Below are 20,702 nucleotides of genomic sequence, written 5' to 3'. Positions count from 1 at the left end.
CCCCATGACGATTGCAGAGATTATCGCGGCGGTGCTCGTCATCGCTGCCACCGTCATGGTCGTTGCAACGACCGTGGCGCTGTGGCGCGCTCCCGATGCCCTCACGCGTGTCAACCTGCTCGGTCCCACCGTAGGTGTGGCCGTGCCCTTGCTCCTTTTCGCCAAGCTCATCATCGATTGGTCGACGACCGGCTTCGATTTTTGGAACCTGGTCAAGGTACTGCTCACGCTGTTTGGTGTGTGGATTATCGGGTCCGTGGGCTCGTTCTACATGGGCCGTTCCATCTACGGTGTGACGGTCACCGACGTGAAGTTTGCACGCCGCAAGGCCGCGCGTGAGTCTAAGGACCACAAGGTGGTGGCAGACAATCCACTGCCGGCCGGCATTGTGCCGGATCCTAACGCCCCGCAGTCCCCGGGGGATGCGGCAGCACAGTAGGAACGAGGCGCCGGTGAGCTTCTGCTCGCTGGCGTCTTTGTGTTTTTCTAGTCGTCGAAGCTGAGCTCTCAGGTTCAGTGGTGCGAAGTAAGCGTCGGGCGGGTGGTTCGGGCTGTCTGGTGGAACGGTGGTCATGAGAGGCTACCCCTCCATCAAGGCGTTAGATTATATGTTCGAGAGCTACGGCAGCCCGGCATATCCATCCCCGTTGGCGTTGGTCAACACTTTCGAATGCTTAACGTGGGAAGCTGTGCGGGCGGGCGAGACGAGGTGGGGCCGGGCCTTTAAATTCAGGCCGGGCGTTCGGGCGATCGGGGGTAACGGTGCAGGTGATAGCGCTGACCGGATTGGGGGGTGACATGCGAAAGGTGAATCCAAGCTGTGTTTCTATAGTGTGACAGGTAATGTCCTTCGCGTACCTATCAACCTATAGAAAAGGGCGAGACGGATGACTCCCGATCAACTGGCTGCGGTGTCCGGCAACTCCGCGTGGATGCTTATCTCTGCTGCATTAGTGCTTCTCATGACGCCGGCCCTGGCGTTGTTTTATGGTGGACTTTCGGATAAGCGAAGTGTCCTCAACATGATGATGATGTCCTTCGGCGCGCTCGGCATGGTCTGCGTCGCCTACGTCCTGTGGGGCTGGTCGATGTCCTACGGCACGCAGTCGTGGGGCGGCGTGGTCGCGAACCCGTTCGAGTTCTTCGGACTGCGCGACTCTATTACGGACGCGGACGGCAACTACATCGCGGGGGCGTCCGGGTATGCGAACGTCATCGATATCGGATTCCAGCTCACCTTTGCGGTGATCTCTACCGCAATTATTTCCGGTGCGCTGCTGGGCCGCGTGAAGTTCGGTACGTGGCTGGCTTTTAGTGGTCTGTGGGTGACTTTTGTTTACTTCCCGCTGGCGCACATGGTCTGGGGTGGGGGATTGCTCTCCCACGCGGAGCGTTCCCTTTCTTCCTGGATCTTCGGCACCGTTACTGAGGCCGGTGAGACCACCGCGGCAGTCTCGCCGGTGGACTTTGCAGGCGGCACCGTTGTGCATATCTCTGCTGGTACCGCGGCACTCGTTCTCGCCATCGTCGTGGGTAAGCGTGCCGGCTGGCCCACCAAGGTCTCTCGTCCGCATAACCTGCCCATGGTCATGACAGGCGCGGCGCTGCTCTTCTTCGGCTGGTTCGGCTTCAACGGCGGCTCCGCCTTCGCCGCGGATGGTCTGGCGGGCCTGGCGTGGCTCAACACGGCGGCGGCGACCGCAGCGGCCATGCTCGGCTGGATGGCTGTGGAGGCCATTCGAGATAAGGCGGCCACGTCTCTCGGCGCGGCCTCCGGTGTTGTTGCTGGACTTGTCGCCATTACTCCCGCCGCTGGCGCGCTGACGCCGGTGACCTCGTTGATTCTGGGTGGCATCGGCGGCGCGGTGGCGTGCCTGGGCGTGGGGCTGAAGTACACATTCGGCTTCGATGACTCGCTCGACGCGGTCGGCGTGCACCTCGTCGCCGGTCTGTGGGGCACCATCGGCTTGGCACTTTTTGCCAGCGAGGGCGGCCTGCTTACGGACGATGCAGGCTACGGCGTTAAGCTCCTCATTATTCAGACCGTCATCGCGGTGGTCGCTATGGTCTTCGCTGGAATCGTCACGCTAGTCATTGCGCTGGCACTCAAGTACACCCTCGGCTGGAGGATTGAGGACGAAGACGAGGCGGCCGGTGTCGATGTTTCCGAGCACCGTGAGTCGGGTTACGATCTGGCCGCACAATCTGGCATGCGAGCACCCGCTACTATGATTGGCAGTACGAATAATTCCACGGCGCCTACCATCCCGCCGCGCACCGACGTCAAGGAGTAACCCATGAAGCTCATCACCGCAGTAGTCAAGCCCTTTACCCTTCCGGACGTGCGTGCAGCGCTGGAGCAGCTCGATGTCCACGGCCTGACCGTGACGGAAACCCAGGGCTTCGGTCAGCAACGCGGCCACAGCGAGGTCTACCGCGGCGCCGAGTACGCCACGGACTTCGTGCCGAAGGTCAAGCTGGAGATCGTCCTCGCCGATGAGCAGGTGGACGAGGTACTCAACGCCATCGTCGAGTCCGCGTACACCGGCAAGATTGGTGACGGCAAGGTCTGGGTCACCCCGGTCGAGGACCTCATCCGCGTCCGCACCGGCGAGCGCGGCGAAGCCGCCATTTAGTCCCGTGACACCATCCGACATTCGCGCCGAGGCTTATGCCTCGGCGCTTGCCGTTGTCCGCTCTCTCGATCTGCCCCAAGGCACCGCGCTCGCCGCGACAGGGTCGTTCGCCCGCCAGGAGATGACCCCACGCTCGGACATCGACCTTATTCTCCTCCATCCCGCTGACAAGGAGCTGGACGAGGAAAAGGTCGCGCAGATGTGGTACCCCGTGTGGGACGCGAAGTACCACCTCGACTACGCGGTGCGAACGCCGGACGAGTGTGCGGACATTGCGGCAGAAGATGCATCGGCAGGCTTTGCGCAGCTGGATCTTGCCTACGTCGCGGGCAATAAGCTGCTCGTCGATGAAGCCCGCGCGAAGTTGCTCGCCGTCTGGCGGCGCCAGCTCCAGCGTGGGTTCGATGCGTTTATTGATACTGCCATCGCGCGCTGGCACCGGTCCGGCGCCGTCGCCGCGATGACGAACCCGGAGCTTAAGAACGGCAGGGGAGGGCTGCGCGATATTCAGCTCCTGCGCGCACTCGCGCTGGGCAACCTGTGCGATAATCCGCGGCTCGATACGCAAAAAGAGCTCTTGCTCGACGTGCGCACCCTGCTCCACGTCCACGCGCGCCGCCATCGCGACGCGCTCGACCCCGAATTCGCCGCGGATATCGCGGAAGACCTGGGGTTTAAGGACCGCTATGAGCTCTCCGCCGCGCTCGTCGAGGCCGCCAGCGCGGTCGACCATGCCCTAGAAAGAGGCCTGGCCACCGCCCGCGGGCTCGTAGGGAAAAGGGAGCGGAAAGGGATCCGGCGGCCGCTCGACATCGACGTCATCGACGCCGGGGGCACTATTACGCTCTCGCGCAACCCCAACCTAGAGGATCCGTGGCTGCTCACGCGCGTTGCGGCGGCGTCGGCACGCACGGGCATTCCCGTTTCCGAGGCGACGTGGGTGCAGCTCCAAGAGCTACCCACGGTCACGGACCGGTGGCCACAAGCCGCGGTGGATGACTTTTACTCCATCCTGTCCTCGCCGCGCCATACCCCGCGGGTTATCGAAGACCTCGACGCGCATGGCCTGTGGGAGCGGCTCGTGCCTGACTGGGCGCATATCCGTGGCCTTCTGCCGCGGGAGCGGTCGCACACGCATTCCGTCGACGCGCATTCCATCAACACGGTGGCGCGCTGTGCGGAGGCCCGCACGACCGTCGCGCGGCCGGACCTTCTGCTCTTGACTGCGCTCTTCCATGACATGGGCAAAGGCTACGACCGCCCGCACGAGCAGGTCGGCGCGGAAATAGTCGTTCGCCAAGCCCAGCGTATGCGGCTCAACCTCGCGGATATGTCGCGCGTGCAGACCATCGTTGCTGAGCACACAACGTTGGCCAAGCTCGCCGCGCGCATGGACCCTTGGTCGGACGAGGCGCGCGACGCGCTTCTCGATGCCGCCAGCTACGACCAGCTCACCGTCTCCCTGCTAGCCGTGCTTGCGGAGGCCGACGCCCGCTCGACGGGGCCCGGCGTGTGGACCTCACGGCTGGCCTCTGCTGTCCACGCGATGACGACCCGCGCGCTGGAGGCGCTCGAGCCCCGGGCGCTCACCCGGCCCATCGTCGACGCCCCGCGCGATATCGGCCTGCGCGTCGACTGGGAGGAGGAGCGGCTTACCGTGTACTGGTGCGGCGAGTACCAGCGCGAGATGGTGCGCCCGCTCGCGCTCATCGCGGCCCTGGGCTGGACCGTCATGGGCTCGCGGATTATCCGCGAGCGGGACGGCAGCTACGCCGCGGAGTTCGATATCCGCACCGTCCAGCAGCAGCTTGCCGATGCCGCCAATGAGCAGCGTTTCCTCCAATCCTATGCGTCGGGCACATACTCGGTCCTTCCCGAGATTGAGCCCGCTCCGACCACCGCTGTCTTTGAACTCGGCGCGGTGCTTACTGTGCGCACGGCGGAGCGGGTGGCCGCGTTGGGCCATTTGCTGGGCGCGCTGCCGGACGTGGAGTGGCTGCGCCACGAGGTTCTCGGCGCCACAATGATCGTCCATGCGCGTCTGCGCGGCGAGGTAAGCCGCTCTGCCGTGGTAGCGAATGTGACCCGGGCCTTGGCAAGCGACTAGAGTAGTTAAAAGCGAAAATCCGTCAAATTTTACTTAAGGGAGCGCCACCGTAGTGTTTGAATCACTATCTGACCGCCTACAATCCGCCCTCTCCGGGCTGCGCGGCAAGGGCAAGCTGACCGAGGCCGATATCAACACGACGGCCCGCGAAATCCGCCTCGCGCTGCTCGAGGCCGACGTCTCGTTGACCGTCGTCCGCGGCTTTATCAAGCGCATCAAGGAGCGCGCCGTTGGTGCCGAGGTCTCCGAGGCGCTCAACCCTGCCCAGCAGGTGGTCAAGATCGTCAACGAGGAGCTCGTGGAGATCCTCGGCGGCGAGACGCGTCGACTCCAGTTCGCGAAGAACCCGCCCACCGTCATCATGCTCGCCGGCCTCCAGGGTGCCGGTAAGACGACGCTCGCCGGCAAGCTCTCCAAGCACTTGGCGAAGAACGGACACACGCCCATGCTCGTGGCCTGTGACCTCCAACGTCCGGGCGCGGTCCAGCAGCTCCAAATCGTGGGCGAGCGCGCCGGCGTGCCCACCTTCGCGCCGGACCCCGGCACGTCCATCGACACCAGCGAGCACGAGATGGGCACCTCCCACGGCGACCCGGTTGCCGTCGCCCAGGCCGGTATCGAGGAAGCCAAGCGCACCCAGCACGACGTGGTCATCATCGATACCGCTGGCCGCCTCGGTATCGACGAAACGCTCATGACACAGGCTCGCAATATCCGCGACGCCGTGAACCCGGACGAAGTCCTCTTCGTCATCGACTCGATGATCGGCCAGGACGCCGTCCAGACCGCCGAGGCCTTCCGTGACGGCGTGGACTTCACCGGTGTCGTGCTCACCAAGCTCGATGGCGATGCCCGCGGTGGTGCCGCGCTGTCCATCCGTGAGGTCACCGGCAAGCCCATTCTCTTTGCATCGACCGGCGAGAAGCTCGACGACTTCGACGTCTTCCACCCGGAGCGCATGTCGAGCCGCATCCTCGGTATGGGCGACCTGCTCACCCTCATCGAGCAGGCCGAGGCCACCCTCGACCACCAGAAGGCCGAGGAAGCCGCAGCGAAGATCGGCTCGGGCGAGATGACGCTCAACGACTTCCTTGACCAGATGCTCATGGTCCGCAAGATGGGCCCCATCGGCAACCTGCTCAAGATGATGCCGGGCGGCAAGCAGATGTCGCAGATGGCTGACATGGTCGACGAGAAGCAGCTCGACCGCATCCAGGCCATTATTCGCGGTATGACCCCCGAAGAGCGTGAGAATCCCAAGATTCTCAACGCTTCGCGCCGCAAGCGCATTGCCAACGGTTCTGGTGTGACCGTTTCTGAGGTCAACTCCCTTATCGAGCGCTTCAACGAGGCGAAGAAGATGATGTCGCGCATGGCCGGCCAGTTCGGCATGCCCGGCATGGGCGGCGGTCGCTCCGCCACGAAAAAGAAGCCCAAGGGCCGCAAGGGCAAGAACGGCAAGCGCAAGCCCGCCAAGCAGCGTCGCGGTGGCGGCGGTGGCATGCCTGGAATGCCGGGTATGCCTGGCGGCATGCCCTCCATGCAGGAACTGCAGAAGATGCAGGAGCAGATGGGCCAAGGCGGAGGCTTCCCCGGCATGGGTGGTATGGGAGGCATGAAGTTGCCCAAGGGTATGGAAAACATCGACCTTGACAACCTCGATTTCGGCCAGGGCAAGAAGAAGTAGCTTTATTATCACTTCAGGCCGGGATGAGCCTTCCGCCACGGGTGGGGGGGCTCATCTCGGCCTGAAGCGTCAGTGAGGGGGCTAGATGGAATGGGAGTGAGGCTCTCCTTATTTTATGCGCGAGATTTCTACGACTAAAGTTGTAGAAAACATTCGCTTCAGTGAGGGGACCCCGTGAAGGACACGCCCATCGTGCGCCAGGTGCGCCACGATATTAACGCCAAGCCGTTCATCGCCATTTGGGAGGTCACGCGTGCGTGCCAGCTCGTGTGCAAACACTGCCGTGCGGACGCTCAACACGAGCCGGCGCCGGGGCAGCTCACCACGGCGGAAGGCAAGGCGTTGCTCGACTCCATCGCGACGTATGACAAGCCGCGTCCCATCGTCGTCCTCACCGGCGGCGATCCGTTCGAGCGCGGTGACCTGGAGAAACTCACGGAATACGGCACCTCGCTGGGGCTCAACATTTCGCTGTCGCCGTCCGTGACGCCGCGGTTGACCCGCGCGCGCCTGGAAGGCCTCAAGGCGGTGGGAGGCTCGGCGCTCTCGCTGTCCCTCGACGGTGCGACGGCCGCGACGCATGACTACTTCCGCGGTTTCAGTGGCACGTTTGTCCGCACCGTCGAGATGGCGGAGATCGTCACGGACGTGGGCTTCCGCCTGCAGATCAACTCGACCATCACGTCGAACAACGTGAAGGAAGCCCCGGCGCTGCTCAAGCGAGTCATCGATATGGGCGCCAAGCTGTGGAGCGTATTCTTCCTCGTGCCCACCGGCCGCGGCACGGGACTCGGCGCGCTCAGCCCGCTCGAGCGTGAAGACGCCATGAACTGGCTCCACGACGTGTCCAACCGCGTTGCCATCAAGACGACGGAGGGCCCGCAGTACCGGCGCATTGTCATTCAGCGCTCCAAAGGACAGCCCTACGAAGGTGGCGAACTTTATAAGTTCCTCACCGAGGAAACCGAGCGCCTGCTGGGACCGGCCGAGCACACTCGCCGTCCGCGTCCGCCCATGGCTATCAACGCGGGTTCCGGCTTCGTCTTCATCGACCATCTCGGCGACGTGTACCCGAACGGCTTTCTGCCCATGCACTGCGGAAACGTCAAGGAGCAGACCCTGCCGGATATCTACGCCACCTCGCCGGTGTTTAAGAAGCTGCGCGATCCGCAGCAGTGGTCGGGTAAGTGCTCCGTGTGCGAATTTGCGTCCGTGTGCGGTGGTTCGCGGTCGACTGCGTTCGCCATGACGGGCGATCCGCTCGCCTCAGACCCGACGTGTGCGTACGTGCCGCAGGCGTGGAAGGAACTCCACGCCGCTTCGTAAAACTAGAAGGCCCTAGCAGGTTGGCCATTCGCGCTGTTCACCGAAATTCATGGAAATTCGGCGAGCTGGGTAAATGACCAACCTCCTAGGGCCATGTGCGGCGTGAGGCGGGTTTAAACCGCGGTGGGGGCCGCGACCATGGGGTAAGGGGCAACGTCCGCCGTGGTGCGGAGGTTCTGGTTTTCTTCGTCGTACGGCGTGGCGGTGGGGGCTGCGGAGTCTTCGCCCGCGGGGGCATCGGGAGCCTCTTGTTGGACCGTCTCGCCCTTCATGAAGGGCTCGATGTACTGACGTAGCAGCGGCATCGCGGAGTCTGCGAAGGCATTCGAGATGTGGTGCATGTCGCGGTAGACGAAGACGTTGCCGATAATGACGGGGCACTGCGTGTCGTCACAGAACCAGTTGGAGGTATCAACGGCGATCATGTTCTTGTACTTCGCAAGCACAATCGCGGCCGGGTCCACTGGGGCGTAGACCTGGTTGCGGTCCATGCTGCACGCGTCCACGTCCTGGGTTGCGACGTAGCACTCGTCAAACTCGCGGCCCACGCCAGCGGCGTCGAAGCCCCACGGGTTATCGCGCAGGCCCATGAACGGAATGTTCTGCTCCGCGAGGAAGTCCCAGAACGCGGCGTAGCCGGCTGGCACGACGTCGGGGCCGTGCCCGTAGAAGTCCTGTGGACGCGTCGTGTTGGAGATGACGAGGTCCGCACCGCCATCGACGATCTGCTCGACGGCGCCCTCGGCCCAGGCCTTGCACTCCGGGGTGACGGTTACGTCATCGCCCAACTCGATGGGGCAGTCTTGGCGGACGATCGGAACGAGCTGGAAGTGCATCTCGCGGCCAAGCTTGTCCAGGCCCGAGGCCCACTGCTCGGCGTGGGAACCGCCGACGAGGTAGACCTTGAAGTCCGCATCCTGGTCGCCGAAGATGCACGGCGTTCCGTCTACGCGTTCCGTGTTGTAGTAGTTCGGATCCGCCTGCTTCGCCACGAAGCAATGCGAGGTCGAGGTCGGAGGCATGATGCCGCCCACGAGGATAGGATCCGGCTGGACCGTGACACCCTCTGGGGCCGTGGTGCCGTTGAACGCCATGGCGCCGGGGTAGCGCGCGGGGTCGAGGGTGAGGCCCTCGCCGTCGCGGACCTGGGACATCCACACGGGCTGAATAGTAAGCAGCGCAATGGTCGCTGCGCCCATAAGCACGCCGCCCACGCCGCGCCAGGCGCCGGCCGTAGTGCGCAGAGAGGCGAGCGCAGAATTGACCGGCATATCGTCGCGCGTCGGGCGCTTGCGGCGCTGGCGCAGCGGACGCTCGAGGAAGCGGTGCGTGAGATCCGCGAGGACGAGCGAAATGGCGATGATGATAACGCCCAGCCACCAGGTGGGGCGCTCCATGCCCAGGTACGCCGTGGACAGGATGAGCAGCGGCCAGTGCCACAGGTAGAGCGGGTAGGCGACGTCGCCGAGCCAGCGTGCCTTCTTCGAGGCCATGGCCTGGGACAGGGATCCGCCGCCGCCCAGGATGATGAGCACGGCACCGCCGAGCGGCAGCAAGGACAGCGGACCGGGGTAGGCCGCCGTATTCGCGATAAGCGCGCCCGTGCAGATGAGCGCGAGGAGGCCGAAGCCCGTAAAGAAGTTGGAAAAACGCTGGGGGACGGCCAGCTTTGCACCGTAGATGGCGAGCACGCCGCCGAGCGTGAGCTCCCACGCACGCGACCAGGTGGAGTAGTAGTTTGCGGCCGGGCCGTAGAGACCAAAGCGGCAGGCGTATGCGAAGGACGCGATCGTGACGATAACGAGGATGGGGCCGGCGATCTTCTGCACGGTGAGGGTGCGGCGGCCCAGTGCGCGGACGAGGAGCCCCAAGCCCAGCGCAAACGCGATGGACATGACATAGAACTGGCCCTGCACGGCCATGGACCACAGGTGCTGCAGCGGCGAGGTGCTTGCCGATGCCGCCGCATAATCGGCGTTCTGCCGTGCCAGCTCCCAGTTCTGGTAGTAAAACACCGTCGCCGTGATCTGCTGGACGAGCTCCGTGCGCAGCAGTTGCGGGGTGAAGAACTTGACGAGGAGGAACGTTGTACCCACCGTGAGCGCAAGCGCCGGGACCAGGCGGCGCAGCGTGCGCCAGATCGGCCACCACGGGTTAAAAGAGGCATTCGGCTTTTCCGCGTAGCGTAGCTGGGAGCCCAGGAAGAAGTAGCCAGAGAGCAGCAAGAAGACGTCCACGCCGCCGGAGACGCGTCCCACGAAGACGTGATAGAGGACGACGAGGCCGATCGCGATGCCGCGCAGTCCATCAAGATCGTAACGGTAGCGAAAATTTCGTGTTGATTCTGCCATGGTGTGGGTGGGTCCTGACCTCGTCCTTAGTGCTCCTCCTATAATCCCGTCGCAGGAGACGGGAAAGAAAGAGCAGGCAAACGGGAAGCTATAAACTAGGTACGGCCCGTAAGGTTACCTGGCGCATGCATGAAAACCGGAACTGACGCGACGTGATTTCCGGAATTGGCCTGGTTGCCTGTAGTATATGTCGGGTTGCCACGCATGTGGCGGCACAATTTGACACTTATCCTGCGTAACGCCCCCACCGCCTACGGACGGCGGGCATGTCACACGCAGGCTAAATCCGAGGGTTGAACCGGCGCGAGCACACGGCTCGCGTGTCTGTACTGCCCAGTGACTACACGCAAAGGAGCCAATCATGGCCGTTAAGATTAAGCTGCAGCGTATCGGTAAGATCCGCACCCCTGAGTACCGCGTAATCATCGCTGATGCCCGCACCCGTCGTTCCGGTAAGGCTATCGAGAACATCGGCATCTACTCCCCGAAGCAGCAGCCGTCCCTCATTCAGATCGATTCCGAGCGCGCACAGTACTGGCTGGGCGTCGGCGCACAGCCGACCGAGCCGGTACTCGCTCTGCTGAAGGTCACCGGTGACTGGCAGAAGTTCAAGGGCCTGCCGGGCGCCGAGGGCACCCTCCAGGTGGCCGAGGAGAAGCCGTCCAAGCTTGACCTCTTCAACGCTGCCCTGTCTGAGGCTGCCAACGGCCCGACCCTCGAGGCCATCACCGAGAAGAAGCGCAAGGCCAAGGAAGAGGCTGAGGCTAAGGCTGCCGCTGAGGCTGCTGCCGCCGCCGAGGCTGAGGCCAAGGCTGCCGCTGAGGCTGAGGCTGCTGAGGAAGCTCCGGCTGAGGAGTCCGCAGAGTAATTCTGCTTAAGCGCTACCCCGTCACCGTTCGCGGTTGCGGGGTTTTACGCGTTTTCCCCATACAATGCGGCCCTGGAGCAGGAACACCCCCGGATTATTGTCAGACAGGGACAGGAATAGGCCATACCGAAGCCAGCGACGAGTTCCACTGTCCTTTCGGACGGCGGGAATGGGCATAAACATAGCCCGCCCACTCGGGTGGACAGGCTATGAATCTTCGGCGCCCTAGGGCGGAACTGCTTCCAATGTAATGGGCGCGACGGCCTAGGTATCGTCGTCCGAATCCGGCTTGCCGTCGGGGTAGTTGCGGAACGGGTCGTTGACATCCGTGAAGTCTGTGCCGCGCATGGCGGAGGCGAAGACGCCTTGGGCGAGCTCGTTCTTCATCTCACGCGGCAGATCCGCCATCTGGCCGGTCGTACAGAGCACGGTAAAGCCGTGGACCGTGGACCACGCGGCGAGCGCGTTCTGCATGAAGTACTGGAGGTGGCTCACGCCGTCCGTGCGCTGGGCATGGATGCGGAAACACTCGGAGAATTCTCGCAGCGCCTGTACGTGTGGCTCGAGATGCTCCTCATCACCGCCGCTGCCGCCCATCACGGTGGGAAGGTCCAAGCCACGTCCGGCGAGCATGCAACGAAACATTTGGGGCTCTTCCATCGCGAAGTTGAAGTAGACCCACGCACACGCCATCATGCGGTCCGCAACGAGGGGGCGGCTCTCGCGATCGGTGAGGACCACGTTGAGACGCGCGATGAGCTCGTCGACCGCGCGGGTGGACACGGCGTTGAGGAGCTCCTCCTGGTCCGTGTAGTGACGGTAGGCCGCCGTGGGGGACACACCGACGCGGCGGGTGACTTGGCGAATGGAGATCGCTTCGGGCCCTTCTTCGCGGCCGATCTCTTCGGCGACGCGCAACAACTCGCCCTTGAGGTTTCCGTGGTGATAAGGCTTCGTACTCACAGAAATAGATTATAAGTGTCTCAGGTCCAGTGGGTGTTATCGCGAGTTCTTATCGGCTTTATTCACCCGTGTGCATGGTGAGCAGCATGATCGCCTGGCCGTGATCAGAGTTTTTCGGCAGCCGCACCGCATGCGGAAGGTGGGCCGGCAGGTGGACTGCGACACCCGGGTGCAGTTCGTGGGTGTCGCCTTCGCACTCGAAGAGCACAGAGCCTGTGAGGACTTGCACGGTGATGGGGTGGGCCGCCTTATGATCCGGCAAGGTCTGGCCGGGCACGAAGGTGAAGACGATGTGGTTGGCGCGGTGTCCGCTGAGGACACGCTTGACTGCGGGTCGCGGGCGGGAGGCATCGGCAGCAGGCGCCTCCGCAAGGAAATCGAGGAAGACGAGTCCGCCGCCCTCATGCGCAGCGTCGCCGAAGGTCGTCACGTCATTGATGGGCAGGGAGGAAGGGTTCTCTGGGGTTGTCATGCGCCCAGCCTACGGGCCCGCTCAACCGCCTGGTAGGTGTTCTTGGTCGCAGCGAAAGCCTGACCCTATAGAGTAGGCGGCATGGAATTACTCATCGGCCGCGTCATCAAATCGCACGGCATCAAGGGCGAACTCGTTGTCGAGCCCACCACGGACGAACCGGAGATCCGGTACGCCGTGGGCGAGGTCCTGCATGGCACGCAAGGAAAAAAGGAACACACGCTCACGGTGAAGTCCGTGCGCGTACACAAGGGACGACTCCTTATCTTCTTCGAGGAGATTCACGACCGCACGACAGCGGATACGCTGCGCGGCACCCAGTTCTTCGCGCCGCCGCTTGAAGACCCGGACGATGATGGCTTCTACGACCACGAGCTCGAAGGCCTGCGCGTCATTCACAACGGTGCCGATGTCGGTGAGGTCACCGGTGTCACGCACGGCCCCGCGCAGTCGCTCCTCGAGCTCACTCTCGACGGTGGCAAGGAAGTCTTGGTCCCGTTCGTCGAGGAAATTGTGCCCGACATTGACCTGGAGGCTGGCACGTGCACCATCACTCCGCCAGAGGGGCTGTTCGATCTATGAGGCTCGACGTTGTCACCATCTTTCCCGAGTATCTCGACCCGCTGCGCCACGCGCTGCTGGGCAAAGCGATCGAACAAGGTCGCCTTTCTGTCGGCGTCCACGACCTGCGCGGCTGGGCCACGGACGTCCACAAGTCAGTGGATGACTCGCCGTTTGGCGGCGGCCCTGGCATGGTCATGAAGCCGGAGGTCTGGGGCCCTGCGCTGGATGATGTCGCCGCGGGGACCGCCGCGGCCACTGAACTCGAGTCCTCGCTTCCGCACCTTGCTCGTCCGACGCACGACGATGTTGAGGGCGTTGAGGCAACCCCCTACGAGGGTCGTGACGTGCGTGAAGGCGAAGACCCGTCGTTGCCGCTGCTTATCGTGCCAACTCCCGCTGGAAAGCCTTTCGCGCAGCCCGATGCCCGCGCCTGGTCCCGCGAGGAGCACATCGTCTTCGCATGCGGACGCTACGAAGGCATCGATCAACGCGTCGTCGATGATGCGGCGCACCGGTACCGCGTGCGCGAGGTCTCCATTGGCGACTACGTCCTCATCGGTGGGGAAGTTGCCGTCCTCGTCATCGCCGAGGCCGTCGTACGCCTGATCCCGGGCGTCCTGGGCAATAAACGCTCGCACGAAGAGGATTCCTTCTCCGATGGGCTGCTCGAGGGCCCAAGTTACACCAAGCCCCGCGAATGGCGCGGGCTCGAGGTTCCCGAAGTGCTCACCTCCGGTAACCACGCGCTCGTCGACCGCTGGCACCGCGACCAAGCCCTCAAGCGAACTCTGGAGCGCCGCCCCGAATTGCTGGAAGGCGTGGCGTTGGACACGAAAGACCGCGCTTACTTAAAGGAACTTGGGTTTGAAGGCTAGTACTGATCTCACCGTGCTCATGTCGCCGCAGGACATCGCGGGCCTCGACCTCGCTGCGGCCCTCGCTCCCGAGACGACCGTCGAGCGTGAGTCATGTACCCTCGTCGAGTCCGCCTGCACCCCGGAGAACATCCTGGTGTCCGAATACACTGCGAAGTACGACTCCATGCCGATTACCCAAGGCACGTACCGCCTCACCCTCAATGTGGAGACAGAACTTGCCCCGCGCGCGTTGACGCAGGCCGTCGTCGCGGCCCTGCCGGAGAACACGCTTTGGTACGGCACTTCCAACGAGGGCCACCTCGCGGATGATGCCTTTGATACGCGTCCCGGCAAGGCGCAGTGCCTGTAGCATGCCGAGCCCCAGCGCTTTCCCCACCCTAACTCCGAAAATCTGTCAGAATTTCGAAGTTATGGTGGGGAAAGGGCGTTTAGCCTAGTCGTTCAGAAGCTCTTTAACTCCGGCCGCTGCGCGCTTGGCATACGGACCTACGCCGGTTATCGTCGCGGCGCCCGGGCCCACGATGTCGCCGTAGCCCACGAGAAAGAGACCCGGATGGAGCGGCACTGGCGTGCCGCTCGAAGAGTCAAGGACAGCCCGCAGCGCGCGCAGCGCCGGACGGAACCCGGTGCACCAAATCAAGTGATCTGCCTTGACCCGGTCGAGGGAGTCGAACATCGGTGTCGCTTTCAACCTGCCGGAATCACGCGCTTCGAGGATCTCTGGCAGCATGACGATGTCCCCGGTAGGGCCTGGCCCGGGATCCGGCTCGCAGCGCATCAGCGCAATGGCGCGGCGGTGTGCGTCCTCAAAAAGCACGCGCCCGTCCACATCATCCGCCATCCACCGCGGCTCGTGGCGGGTGTACCACGTCACTTCAGCGACGCGGGTGAGCTCCGCTGCGATCTGCGCGCCTGAGTTCTTCGCGCCGACGACGGCGACGCGCGTGCCCTCAAAAGGCTTAGATCCGGGGTAGCGGGCCGAATGCCATTGGGTCCCGTCGAAGGCGCCGGGGACGAAGGGCACGTACGGCGCGGACCACGTGCCCGTCGCTGCGACGACGGTGCGCGCCTCCATCGCGCCGACGGAGGTCTCCAGCGCATAGGAGCAACCAGTCCACGACAAGGAGGACACGTGTACGGGTCGGTGCACCTCAAAGCCGTAGCGCTCTTCGTATTTCTCTAGGTATGCAATGACGTGACTGGCTGGCGGGAAACCGTCATAGTGCGGCATAGGCATGCCCGACAGATTAGAAAAGCTCGCCAAGCTAAATAGCGTCATGGACGGCCACACATGGCGCCACGCCGCGCCGGGGCCGTTCTGATCGTCGAGAATGAGCGGTTCGATTCCAGCTCGGCGCAGGTAGTACGCGGTCGCGAGTCCGGCTTGGCCGCCGCCGATGACGATGCAATCCCTCATACAGATCGAGTCTAAAGCGACCGGTAGAATCAGGCGAATGATTGCAGCTACCATTGCACAAGAAATCGGGGTACGCGAGTCCCAAATCGAGGCAGCGCTCAAGCTGCTCGCCGAGGGCAATACCGTGCCGTTTATTGCGCGTTATCGCAAGGAAGTCACCGGCGGGCTCGACGACAGTCAGCTGCGCACCATCGAGGAGCGTGCGACGTACCTGCGTGAACTCGAGGAGCGCAAGGAGACGGTGCTTGCCGCCATCGAGGAGCAGGGCAAGCTCACGGACGACCTCAAGGCGCTCATCCGCGGCTGCGAGACCAAGGCGCGCCTGGAGGACCTGTACCTGCCGTACAAAAAGCGCCGCAAGACCAAGGCGGACATCGCGCGCGAGGCCGGCCTCGAGCCGCTCACCGATAAGCTGATCGAGAATCCGACCGCGGACCCGGCCGAGCTGGCGGAACACTACAAGACCGAGGGCTTCGAAGACACGAAGAAGGCCCTCGAGGGCGCCCGTGCCATCCTCATTGACCGTTTCGCACTCGACCCGGACCTCGTCGGCGAGGTCCGCGAGAAGATGTTTACCGACGGCACCATGACAGCCGGCGTCGTTGCGGGCAAGGAGCAAGAAGGCGCGAAGTTCAAGGATTACTTCGAGTTCTCCGAGCCTTTCGACAAGCTTCCGTCCCACCGAATCCTCGCGCTCCTGCGCGGTGAGAGCGAAGGCATCCTGCAGCTCAACCTCGACGCGGGCGACGATACCCAGTACGAAGGGCTCATTGCCGACCGCTTCGACTTGGATGTCAAGGACTCAAAGTGGCTGTCCGACGCCGTCCATTGGGGCTGGCGCACTAAGCTCTACATCTCGTCTGGCCTCGACGTGCGCATGCGCCTCAAAGAAATCGCTGAAGATGGCGCGCTCAAGGTCTTCGCTACGAACCTGCGCGACGTCCTGCTTGCTGCACCCGCCGGCCAGCGCGCGACCCTGGGCATCGACCCGGGCTACCGCAACGGCGTGAAGTGCGCGGTCGTGGACCCCACCGGCAAGGTGCTCGACACCGCGATTGTGTATCCGCACCAGCCGCAGAACCGCTGGAACGACGCCGTGCAGACCCTCGCCGGGCTCTGCGCGACGCACGCCGTCGATCTCATGGCCGTGGGCAACGGCACCGCGTCCCGTGAGTCCGAGAAGATGGCCAACGAAGTCGCGGACCTCATCGCGAAGGCCGGCGGCAAGCGCCCCACACCCGTCGTGGTCTCCGAGTCCGGCGCCTCCGTGTACTCCGCCTCGCAACTGGCCGCCGACGAGTTCCCGGACATGGACGTTTCCCTCCGCGGCGCTGTGTCCATCGCCCGTCGCCTCCAGGACCCGCTCGCGGAGCTCGTCAAGATCGACCCCAAGGCTATCGGCGTGGGGCAGTACCAGCACGACGTGAACCAGACCGCGCTTGCTCGCACCCTGGACGGTGTGGTCGAGGACGCCGTCAACGGCGTGGGCGTGGACCTCAACACGGCCTCGGTCCCGCTGCTTGAGCGCGTCGCCGGCGTGAACTCCACCATCGCGGGCAATATCGTTGCTTACCGTGACGAGAACGGTTCCTTTGCTTCGCGCAAGGAACTCAAGAAGGTCCCGCGACTCGGACCCAAGGCGTTTGAGCAGGCCGCCGGCTTCCTCCGCATTACCGGCGGCACGGATCCGCTTGATGCCTCCGCCGTCCACCCGGAGGCCTACCCGGTCGTCGCTCGCATCGCTGAGTCCACCGGCCTGGGAGTTGGCGAACTCATCGGCAACTCCGCCGTCCTCACCAAGCTCAAGCCCGCGGATTTCGCGGACGAGACCTTCGGCGTGCCCACCGTCACCGATATCATTGCGGAGCTCGACAAACCCGGCCGCGACCCGCGCCCGGAGTTCAAGACCGCGTCCTTCAAGGAGGGCGTCGAGAAGGTCTCCGACCTGAAGCCGGGCATGATCCTCGAGGGCACCGTCACCAACGTCGCGGCCTTCGGCGCCTTTGTTGACGTGGGAGTCCACCAGGACGGCCTCGTCCACGTCTCCGCGATGAGCGACAAGTTTATCTCGGACCCGCATGAGGTCGTTCGCTCCGGCCAAGTCGTCAAGGTTAAGGTCATGGAGGTCGACGTCGAGCGTCAGCGCATCGGTTTGTCGCTGCGCCTCAATGACGAGCCGGGTCAGCCTGCGCCGAAAAAGCGCGGCGGGGGCCGCCAAGGCGGCCCGAAGAGCAAGGGCGGCAGTAAGCAGTCCCGTGGCAACCAGGGCGGCGGCTCGCTTGCCGATGCCCTCCGCAACGCCGGCTTTGGCCGCTAGCTCGCCGCTTCAAGATTAAAGCGGGGTAGAGTCGTGGAAAACACACTAACTGTAAGGAGTTTTTCATGACCACCATCGGCATGACCGGCGCCACCGGCCAGCTCGGCGCGCTCACCGTCGTCGCACTCATGAATCGTGGCGTGCAGCCCGGCGATATCCGCGGCATGGGCCGTCACGAGGGCAAGCTGCAGGCACTCGCCGACGTGGGTCTGCAGACCGCTGTCGTGGACTACAACGACTCGGCGACCCTCGACGCCGCACTCGATGGCGTCGAGACCCTCATCTTCATCTCCGGCTCCGAGATGGGCCAGCGCGAGCAGCAGCACGCCAACGTCATCGACGCAGCCGAGAAGGCCGGCGTGAAGGAGATCATCTACACCTCGGCGACCCGCGCGGATAACTCTCCGCTCTTCGTCGCGCCGGAGCACAAGGCGACGGAGGAGCGTCTCGCTGCTTCGCCGATTACCGCGACGATTGCCCGCAACAACTGGTACAACGAGAACTACCTCGACGCTTACCAGCTCGTCGTCGCCCGCGGTGCACACTTTGCCCACTCCGGCGACGGCACGATCGCATCCGCTTCCCGCAAGGACTACGCGGAGGCGCTCGCTGTTCTCGCCACGACGGATGAGCACCGTGGCGAAACCCTCGAGCTGGGCGGCCAGACCGCCTGGACCGCACTCGAATTCGCCCAGACCGTCGCTGACGTCTCGGGCCAGCAAATCGAGTTCCTCGAGTCCGACGAGGATGGTCACCGCGCCAAGCTCGAGGCCGAAGGCGTCGACGAAGGCACCATGGGCTTCCTGCTCGGCATGGACACCGCCGTGGCCCAGGGCGGCCTCGACGGCCCGTTCGAGACCCTGTCTCAGCTCATCGGCCACGACACGACGACGTTGGAGCAGACACTCCGCGAGGAAATCGCTGGCTAGTCCTCCATCGTGTCGACGCGCAGGGTCAGCCCGACGGCGCGAGCGGCTTCACGATCTCGGTGAGCTGCGATGGTTTCAGGGCTGTCGAGATAGTCGGTCACCGACCAAGACTTGAGCTCGATAGACATGCCACTGGTTTAGCTAGGAACCGAGGACACGAGCTCCGCCGTCAATGTTGTGTAGGCGTGCACCGCACGTGTGCGCAAGCTCCTCGTAACGCAGTGCGAAAGCGGCGGACTTCTTGCCCAGAGCACACAGGACTCCCACGTCGTCGGCGTCGAGCTCTCGGAGGGCGTTGGCGACGTGGGCGTCGTCGTGGATGCGGGAGAGCGGCAGCTCAACGAGACGTGTGCCGGGCGGGGGCGTGAGCTCAACCAAGAGTCGCTCCTCGTATTCGCGGATATCGAGAACCGCGCTGGGCCATCGCGCGATAGCGCTAGTCTTCTGTGCTTCCGGCAGGTGGGTGACGAGTGGGCGCGCCGGGTCTGCGCCCACGGTGAGCGTGCGGAATAGCGGTGGGAACGCGTCGTAGCTCGTCACCCGTCCGACCGGTGCGTCGAGTTCAGAGAGAAACCCCAAGGCCGTGGTCGCCATGAGTCCGCCCACGACGGATGTCGTCGCGCCGAGGACGCCGGCGGTCTCGCACGTCGCGGTGTCTGACGGCGGGGAGGGGAGGAGGTCGCGCAGGCCCACGCCACGACCGTCCGGGGTGTCGGCGCCGGAATGGAAGAGCGCGACGTCGCCGTGGAAGCGCAGGACTGTGCCCCAGACGAGCGGGGTCGACGTCATCTCGCAGGCGTCCGCGACCAGATACTTCGTTGCATAGGTGTCACTGCCGTCGAGGACGAGGTCTGCCACGGCGACGAGGTCGAGCGCGTTGTCTGAAGTGAGACGCTCGCGTCGCGCGTTGATCTGTACGCCGGGCTGGAGGTCGCGTACTCGGGCGGCTGCGACCTCCGCCTTGGGGCGACCAACGTCCGCGGCACCAAAGAGTATCTGCCGGTGGATGTTTGTCAGATCCACGACGTCGTCATCGATGAGCGTGAGCTTGCCGATGCCTCCTGCTACCAGCTGCTGCAGTGCCGGGCAGCCCAGGCCGCCAGCGCCCACGACGAGGACGTGTGCGTTGTGGAGTAGTTGCTGCGCGTCGCGACCGATGAGCAGGGTTTGGCGGGCGGTCCGACGTTCTTCCTCCGGAGATAAGGGCGTCACAGAACCGCCTCTTGCCACGACGCGAAGCCCTCGAAGGTGGAGGAAGCTTGGGCATGTTCGCGCTTCGGAATGCGGCCAGCGTCGCGCGCAAGAAGGCCGGATTCAACTGCGAGGCGCATGGCGTTCGCCATGGCCGTCGGATCCTGGCAGCGGTTGACGGCGCTGGCGAGGAGGACACCGGAGCAGCCGAGCTCCATGGCGCGGGCGGCATCGGAAGCTGTGCCAATACCAGCGTCGATGAGGACGGGTACGGACGCGCGGGAGCAGATGAGCTCGATATTGTGCGGGTTGAGGATGCCTAGTCCCGTGCCGATGGGTGCGCCGAGCGGCATCACTGCGGCGGCGCCGGCGTCCTCGAGGCGCTGTGCTGCGGCCGGGTCGTCGCTGGTGTACGCGAGAACTGTGAAGCCCTCCGCGACGAGGAGCTCGGTGGCGTCGAGGGTCTCCACGATATCGGGAAGCAGCGTGTGCTCGTCCGTGATGACTTCGACCTTCACCCAGTTCGTGCCGAGCGCCTCCCGGGCGAGCTGTGCCGTGAGCACGGCGTCGCGGGCCGTGCGGCAGCCCGCCGTATTGGGCAGCGGTGTGATACCCAGTCGCTTGATCAGCCCGAAGACGGACTCGCCGCCGGCGTGAGGGTTGAAGCGGCGCATGGCGACGGTGGTGAGCTGCGTGCCCGAAGCCGCGAGCGCGGACTCGAGAGCGTCGAAGCTCGTGGCGCCGCCGGTACCCATGATGAGGTGGGAGTCGAAGTTCTTATCAGCGATGGTGAGCATTCTTAGCCTCCTTGGACGGCGGTGAGTAAGTCGACGGTCGCGCCGGGCTCGAGCGCTGTGTGCCACCCCGACTTGGGCACGACGCGGGCATTGATAGCGGCGGCAGTGCCGTCTTCGGGCGCGCCGAGTTCGGTGATGAGCTCGGCGAGTGTTGTGGCGTTGGTCTCGTATGGGGAGCCATTGAGGGTGATATGCATGG

At 64.1% G+C, this 20,702-nt stretch carries 19 protein-coding genes and 1 pseudogene; 12 read left to right on the top strand and 8 right to left on the bottom strand.

Annotation, left to right across the window (positions count from 1 at the left end):
* Nucleotides 1-4: 4 nt before the first annotated feature.
* The 6 genes and pseudogenes from HMPREF3227_RS10040 to HMPREF3227_RS10015 form a co-directional block, all read left to right on the top strand.
* Nucleotides 5-307: pseudogene (locus tag HMPREF3227_RS10040) on the top strand (Na+/H+ antiporter subunit G); the annotation flags it as partial.
* Between the two features lie 580 nt (nucleotides 308-887).
* Nucleotides 888-2,294 carry an ammonium transporter gene (locus HMPREF3227_RS10035; protein WP_066512726.1) on the top strand — a complete coding sequence of 469 codons (1,407 nt, stop codon included), beginning with the start codon at nucleotides 888-890 and terminating at the stop codon, nucleotides 2,292-2,294.
* A gap of 3 nt (nucleotides 2,295-2,297) precedes the next feature.
* Nucleotides 2,298-2,636, top strand: coding sequence for a P-II family nitrogen regulator (locus HMPREF3227_RS10030; RefSeq protein WP_066486982.1), 339 nt, complete (start codon nucleotides 2,298-2,300; stop codon nucleotides 2,634-2,636).
* A 4-nt stretch (nucleotides 2,637-2,640) separates the two neighbouring features.
* Nucleotides 2,641-4,743 carry a [protein-PII] uridylyltransferase gene (locus HMPREF3227_RS10025; protein WP_066512719.1) on the top strand — a complete coding sequence of 701 codons (2,103 nt, stop codon included), beginning with the start codon at nucleotides 2,641-2,643 and terminating at the stop codon, nucleotides 4,741-4,743.
* 52 nt (nucleotides 4,744-4,795) lie between these two features.
* Nucleotides 4,796-6,430, top strand: coding sequence for a signal recognition particle protein (gene ffh, locus HMPREF3227_RS10020; RefSeq protein WP_066486979.1), 1,635 nt, complete (start codon nucleotides 4,796-4,798; stop codon nucleotides 6,428-6,430).
* A gap of 174 nt (nucleotides 6,431-6,604) precedes the next feature.
* Nucleotides 6,605-7,756, top strand: a complete 1,152-nt coding sequence (locus HMPREF3227_RS10015) for a TIGR04053 family radical SAM/SPASM domain-containing protein (RefSeq protein ID WP_066512715.1) — start codon at nucleotides 6,605-6,607, stop codon at nucleotides 7,754-7,756.
* A gap of 113 nt (nucleotides 7,757-7,869) precedes the next feature.
* On the opposite strand, the gene HMPREF3227_RS10010 is transcribed toward HMPREF3227_RS10015, so the two are convergent.
* A complete protein-coding gene (locus tag HMPREF3227_RS10010; protein WP_066512712.1) occupies nucleotides 7,870-10,107 on the bottom strand; it encodes an acyltransferase family protein in 2,238 nt (745 codons plus the stop codon).
* A gap of 361 nt (nucleotides 10,108-10,468) precedes the next feature.
* Here HMPREF3227_RS10010 and rpsP point away from each other — a divergent pair, with 361 nt between their 5' ends.
* Nucleotides 10,469-10,975, top strand: a complete 507-nt coding sequence (rpsP, locus tag HMPREF3227_RS10005; RefSeq protein WP_066486968.1) for a 30S ribosomal protein S16 — start codon at nucleotides 10,469-10,471, stop codon at nucleotides 10,973-10,975.
* A 264-nt stretch (nucleotides 10,976-11,239) separates the two neighbouring features.
* On the opposite strand, the gene HMPREF3227_RS10000 is transcribed toward rpsP, so the two are convergent.
* Nucleotides 11,240-11,938: a TetR/AcrR family transcriptional regulator gene (locus HMPREF3227_RS10000; protein WP_082723196.1), complete on the bottom strand. Its 699-nt coding sequence runs from the start codon at nucleotides 11,936-11,938 to the stop codon at nucleotides 11,240-11,242.
* Nucleotides 11,939-11,996: 58 nt separating this feature from the next.
* Complete coding sequence (locus HMPREF3227_RS09995; protein ID WP_066486960.1) at nucleotides 11,997-12,410, bottom strand: cupin domain-containing protein; 414 nt, start codon at nucleotides 12,408-12,410, stop codon at nucleotides 11,997-11,999.
* An 81-nt stretch (nucleotides 12,411-12,491) separates the two neighbouring features.
* Here HMPREF3227_RS09995 and rimM point away from each other — a divergent pair, with 81 nt between their 5' ends.
* From rimM to HMPREF3227_RS09980, 3 genes are read left to right on the top strand one after another with little or no spacing between them, the layout of a single operon-like run.
* Entirely contained in the window at nucleotides 12,492-12,992 is a 501-nt protein-coding gene (gene rimM, locus HMPREF3227_RS09990; RefSeq protein WP_066486958.1) for a ribosome maturation factor RimM, read from the top strand.
* Nucleotides 12,989-13,849, top strand: coding sequence for a tRNA (guanosine(37)-N1)-methyltransferase TrmD (gene trmD / locus HMPREF3227_RS09985; protein WP_066512703.1), 861 nt, complete (start codon nucleotides 12,989-12,991; stop codon nucleotides 13,847-13,849). Before rimM ends, trmD begins: the two co-directional genes overlap by 4 nt.
* On the top strand, nucleotides 13,839-14,201 hold the full coding sequence (locus HMPREF3227_RS09980) for a hypothetical protein (RefSeq protein WP_066486932.1): 363 nt from the start codon (nucleotides 13,839-13,841) through the stop codon (nucleotides 14,199-14,201). Before trmD ends, HMPREF3227_RS09980 begins: the two co-directional genes overlap by 11 nt.
* 84 nt (nucleotides 14,202-14,285) lie before the next feature.
* Here the strand turns inward: HMPREF3227_RS09980 and HMPREF3227_RS09975 are convergent, their stop codons facing one another.
* Nucleotides 14,286-15,269: an FAD-dependent oxidoreductase gene (locus HMPREF3227_RS09975; protein ID WP_066512700.1), complete on the bottom strand. Its 984-nt coding sequence runs from the start codon at nucleotides 15,267-15,269 to the stop codon at nucleotides 14,286-14,288.
* A gap of 37 nt (nucleotides 15,270-15,306) precedes the next feature.
* Here HMPREF3227_RS09975 and HMPREF3227_RS09970 point away from each other — a divergent pair, with 37 nt between their 5' ends.
* Together HMPREF3227_RS09970 and HMPREF3227_RS09965 are read left to right on the top strand one after the other, a co-directional pair.
* The gene (locus tag HMPREF3227_RS09970; RefSeq protein ID WP_066512697.1) at nucleotides 15,307-17,586 is read left to right on the top strand and encodes a Tex family protein; all 2,280 of its coding nucleotides are present in this window, start codon (nucleotides 15,307-15,309) and stop codon (nucleotides 17,584-17,586) included.
* Nucleotides 17,587-17,651: 65 nt separating this feature from the next.
* Nucleotides 17,652-18,515 (top strand): NAD(P)H-binding protein, encoded by an 864-nt coding sequence (locus HMPREF3227_RS09965; protein WP_066512693.1) that lies wholly within the window; start codon nucleotides 17,652-17,654, stop codon nucleotides 18,513-18,515.
* On the opposite strand, the gene HMPREF3227_RS13910 is transcribed toward HMPREF3227_RS09965, so the two are convergent.
* The 4 genes from HMPREF3227_RS13910 to thiS are packed head-to-tail and all read right to left on the bottom strand — an operon-like array spanning nucleotide 18,512 to nucleotide 20,700.
* A complete protein-coding gene (locus HMPREF3227_RS13910; protein ID WP_255356842.1) occupies nucleotides 18,512-18,643 on the bottom strand; it encodes a hypothetical protein in 132 nt (43 codons plus the stop codon). The two genes, HMPREF3227_RS09965 and HMPREF3227_RS13910, sit on opposite strands and share 4 nt — an antisense overlap.
* 13 nt (nucleotides 18,644-18,656) lie before the next feature.
* Nucleotides 18,657-19,727 (bottom strand): ThiF family adenylyltransferase, encoded by a 1,071-nt coding sequence (locus HMPREF3227_RS09960; RefSeq protein ID WP_066512690.1) that lies wholly within the window; start codon nucleotides 19,725-19,727, stop codon nucleotides 18,657-18,659.
* Nucleotides 19,724-20,503 carry a thiazole synthase gene (locus HMPREF3227_RS09955; protein ID WP_066486900.1) on the bottom strand — a complete coding sequence of 260 codons (780 nt, stop codon included), beginning with the start codon at nucleotides 20,501-20,503 and terminating at the stop codon, nucleotides 19,724-19,726. Before HMPREF3227_RS09955 ends, HMPREF3227_RS09960 begins: the two co-directional genes overlap by 4 nt.
* Nucleotides 20,504-20,505: 2 nt before the next feature.
* A complete protein-coding gene (gene thiS, locus HMPREF3227_RS09950) occupies nucleotides 20,506-20,700 on the bottom strand; it encodes a sulfur carrier protein ThiS (RefSeq protein ID WP_066486896.1) in 195 nt (64 codons plus the stop codon).
* Nucleotides 20,701-20,702 lie beyond the last annotated feature (2 nt).

The sequence above is a fragment of the Corynebacterium sp. CMW7794 genome (assembly GCF_001563605.1).
In the GTDB taxonomy this organism is placed as follows: domain Bacteria; phylum Actinomycetota; class Actinomycetes; order Mycobacteriales; family Mycobacteriaceae; genus Corynebacterium; species Corynebacterium phoceense.
The sequence above is the reverse complement of the archived record's forward strand: the minus strand, read 5'-3'. Positions and strand labels throughout refer to the sequence as shown.

Bases quoted from the DNA above. Each gene is read 5' to 3' on its own strand.
- HMPREF3227_RS10030 (WP_066486982.1), top strand. From the start codon at position 2,298: ATGAAGCTCATCACCGCAGTAGTCAAGCCCTTTACCCTTCCGGACGTG.
- HMPREF3227_RS09965 (WP_066512693.1), top strand. From the start codon at position 17,652: ATGACCACCATCGGCATGACCGGCGCCACCGGCCAGCTCGGCGCGCTC.
- HMPREF3227_RS09975 (WP_066512700.1), bottom strand. From the start codon at position 15,269: ATGAGGGATTGCATCGTCATCGGCGGCGGCCAAGCCGGACTCGCGACC.
- thiS (WP_066486896.1), bottom strand. From the start codon at position 20,700: ATGCATATCACCCTCAATGGCTCCCCATACGAGACCAACGCCACAACA.
- HMPREF3227_RS10035 (WP_066512726.1), top strand. From the start codon at position 888: ATGACTCCCGATCAACTGGCTGCGGTGTCCGGCAACTCCGCGTGGATG.
- HMPREF3227_RS09970 (WP_066512697.1), top strand. From the start codon at position 15,307: ATGATTGCAGCTACCATTGCACAAGAAATCGGGGTACGCGAGTCCCAA.
- trmD (WP_066512703.1), top strand. From the start codon at position 12,989: ATGAGGCTCGACGTTGTCACCATCTTTCCCGAGTATCTCGACCCGCTG.
- rimM (WP_066486958.1), top strand. From the start codon at position 12,492: ATGGAATTACTCATCGGCCGCGTCATCAAATCGCACGGCATCAAGGGC.
- rpsP (WP_066486968.1), top strand. From the start codon at position 10,469: ATGGCCGTTAAGATTAAGCTGCAGCGTATCGGTAAGATCCGCACCCCT.
- HMPREF3227_RS09955 (WP_066486900.1), bottom strand. From the start codon at position 20,503: ATGCTCACCATCGCTGATAAGAACTTCGACTCCCACCTCATCATGGGT.
- HMPREF3227_RS13910 (WP_255356842.1), bottom strand. From the start codon at position 18,643: ATGTCTATCGAGCTCAAGTCTTGGTCGGTGACCGACTATCTCGACAGC.
- HMPREF3227_RS09995 (WP_066486960.1), bottom strand. From the start codon at position 12,410: ATGACAACCCCAGAGAACCCTTCCTCCCTGCCCATCAATGACGTGACG.
- HMPREF3227_RS10010 (WP_066512712.1), bottom strand. From the start codon at position 10,107: ATGGCAGAATCAACACGAAATTTTCGCTACCGTTACGATCTTGATGGA.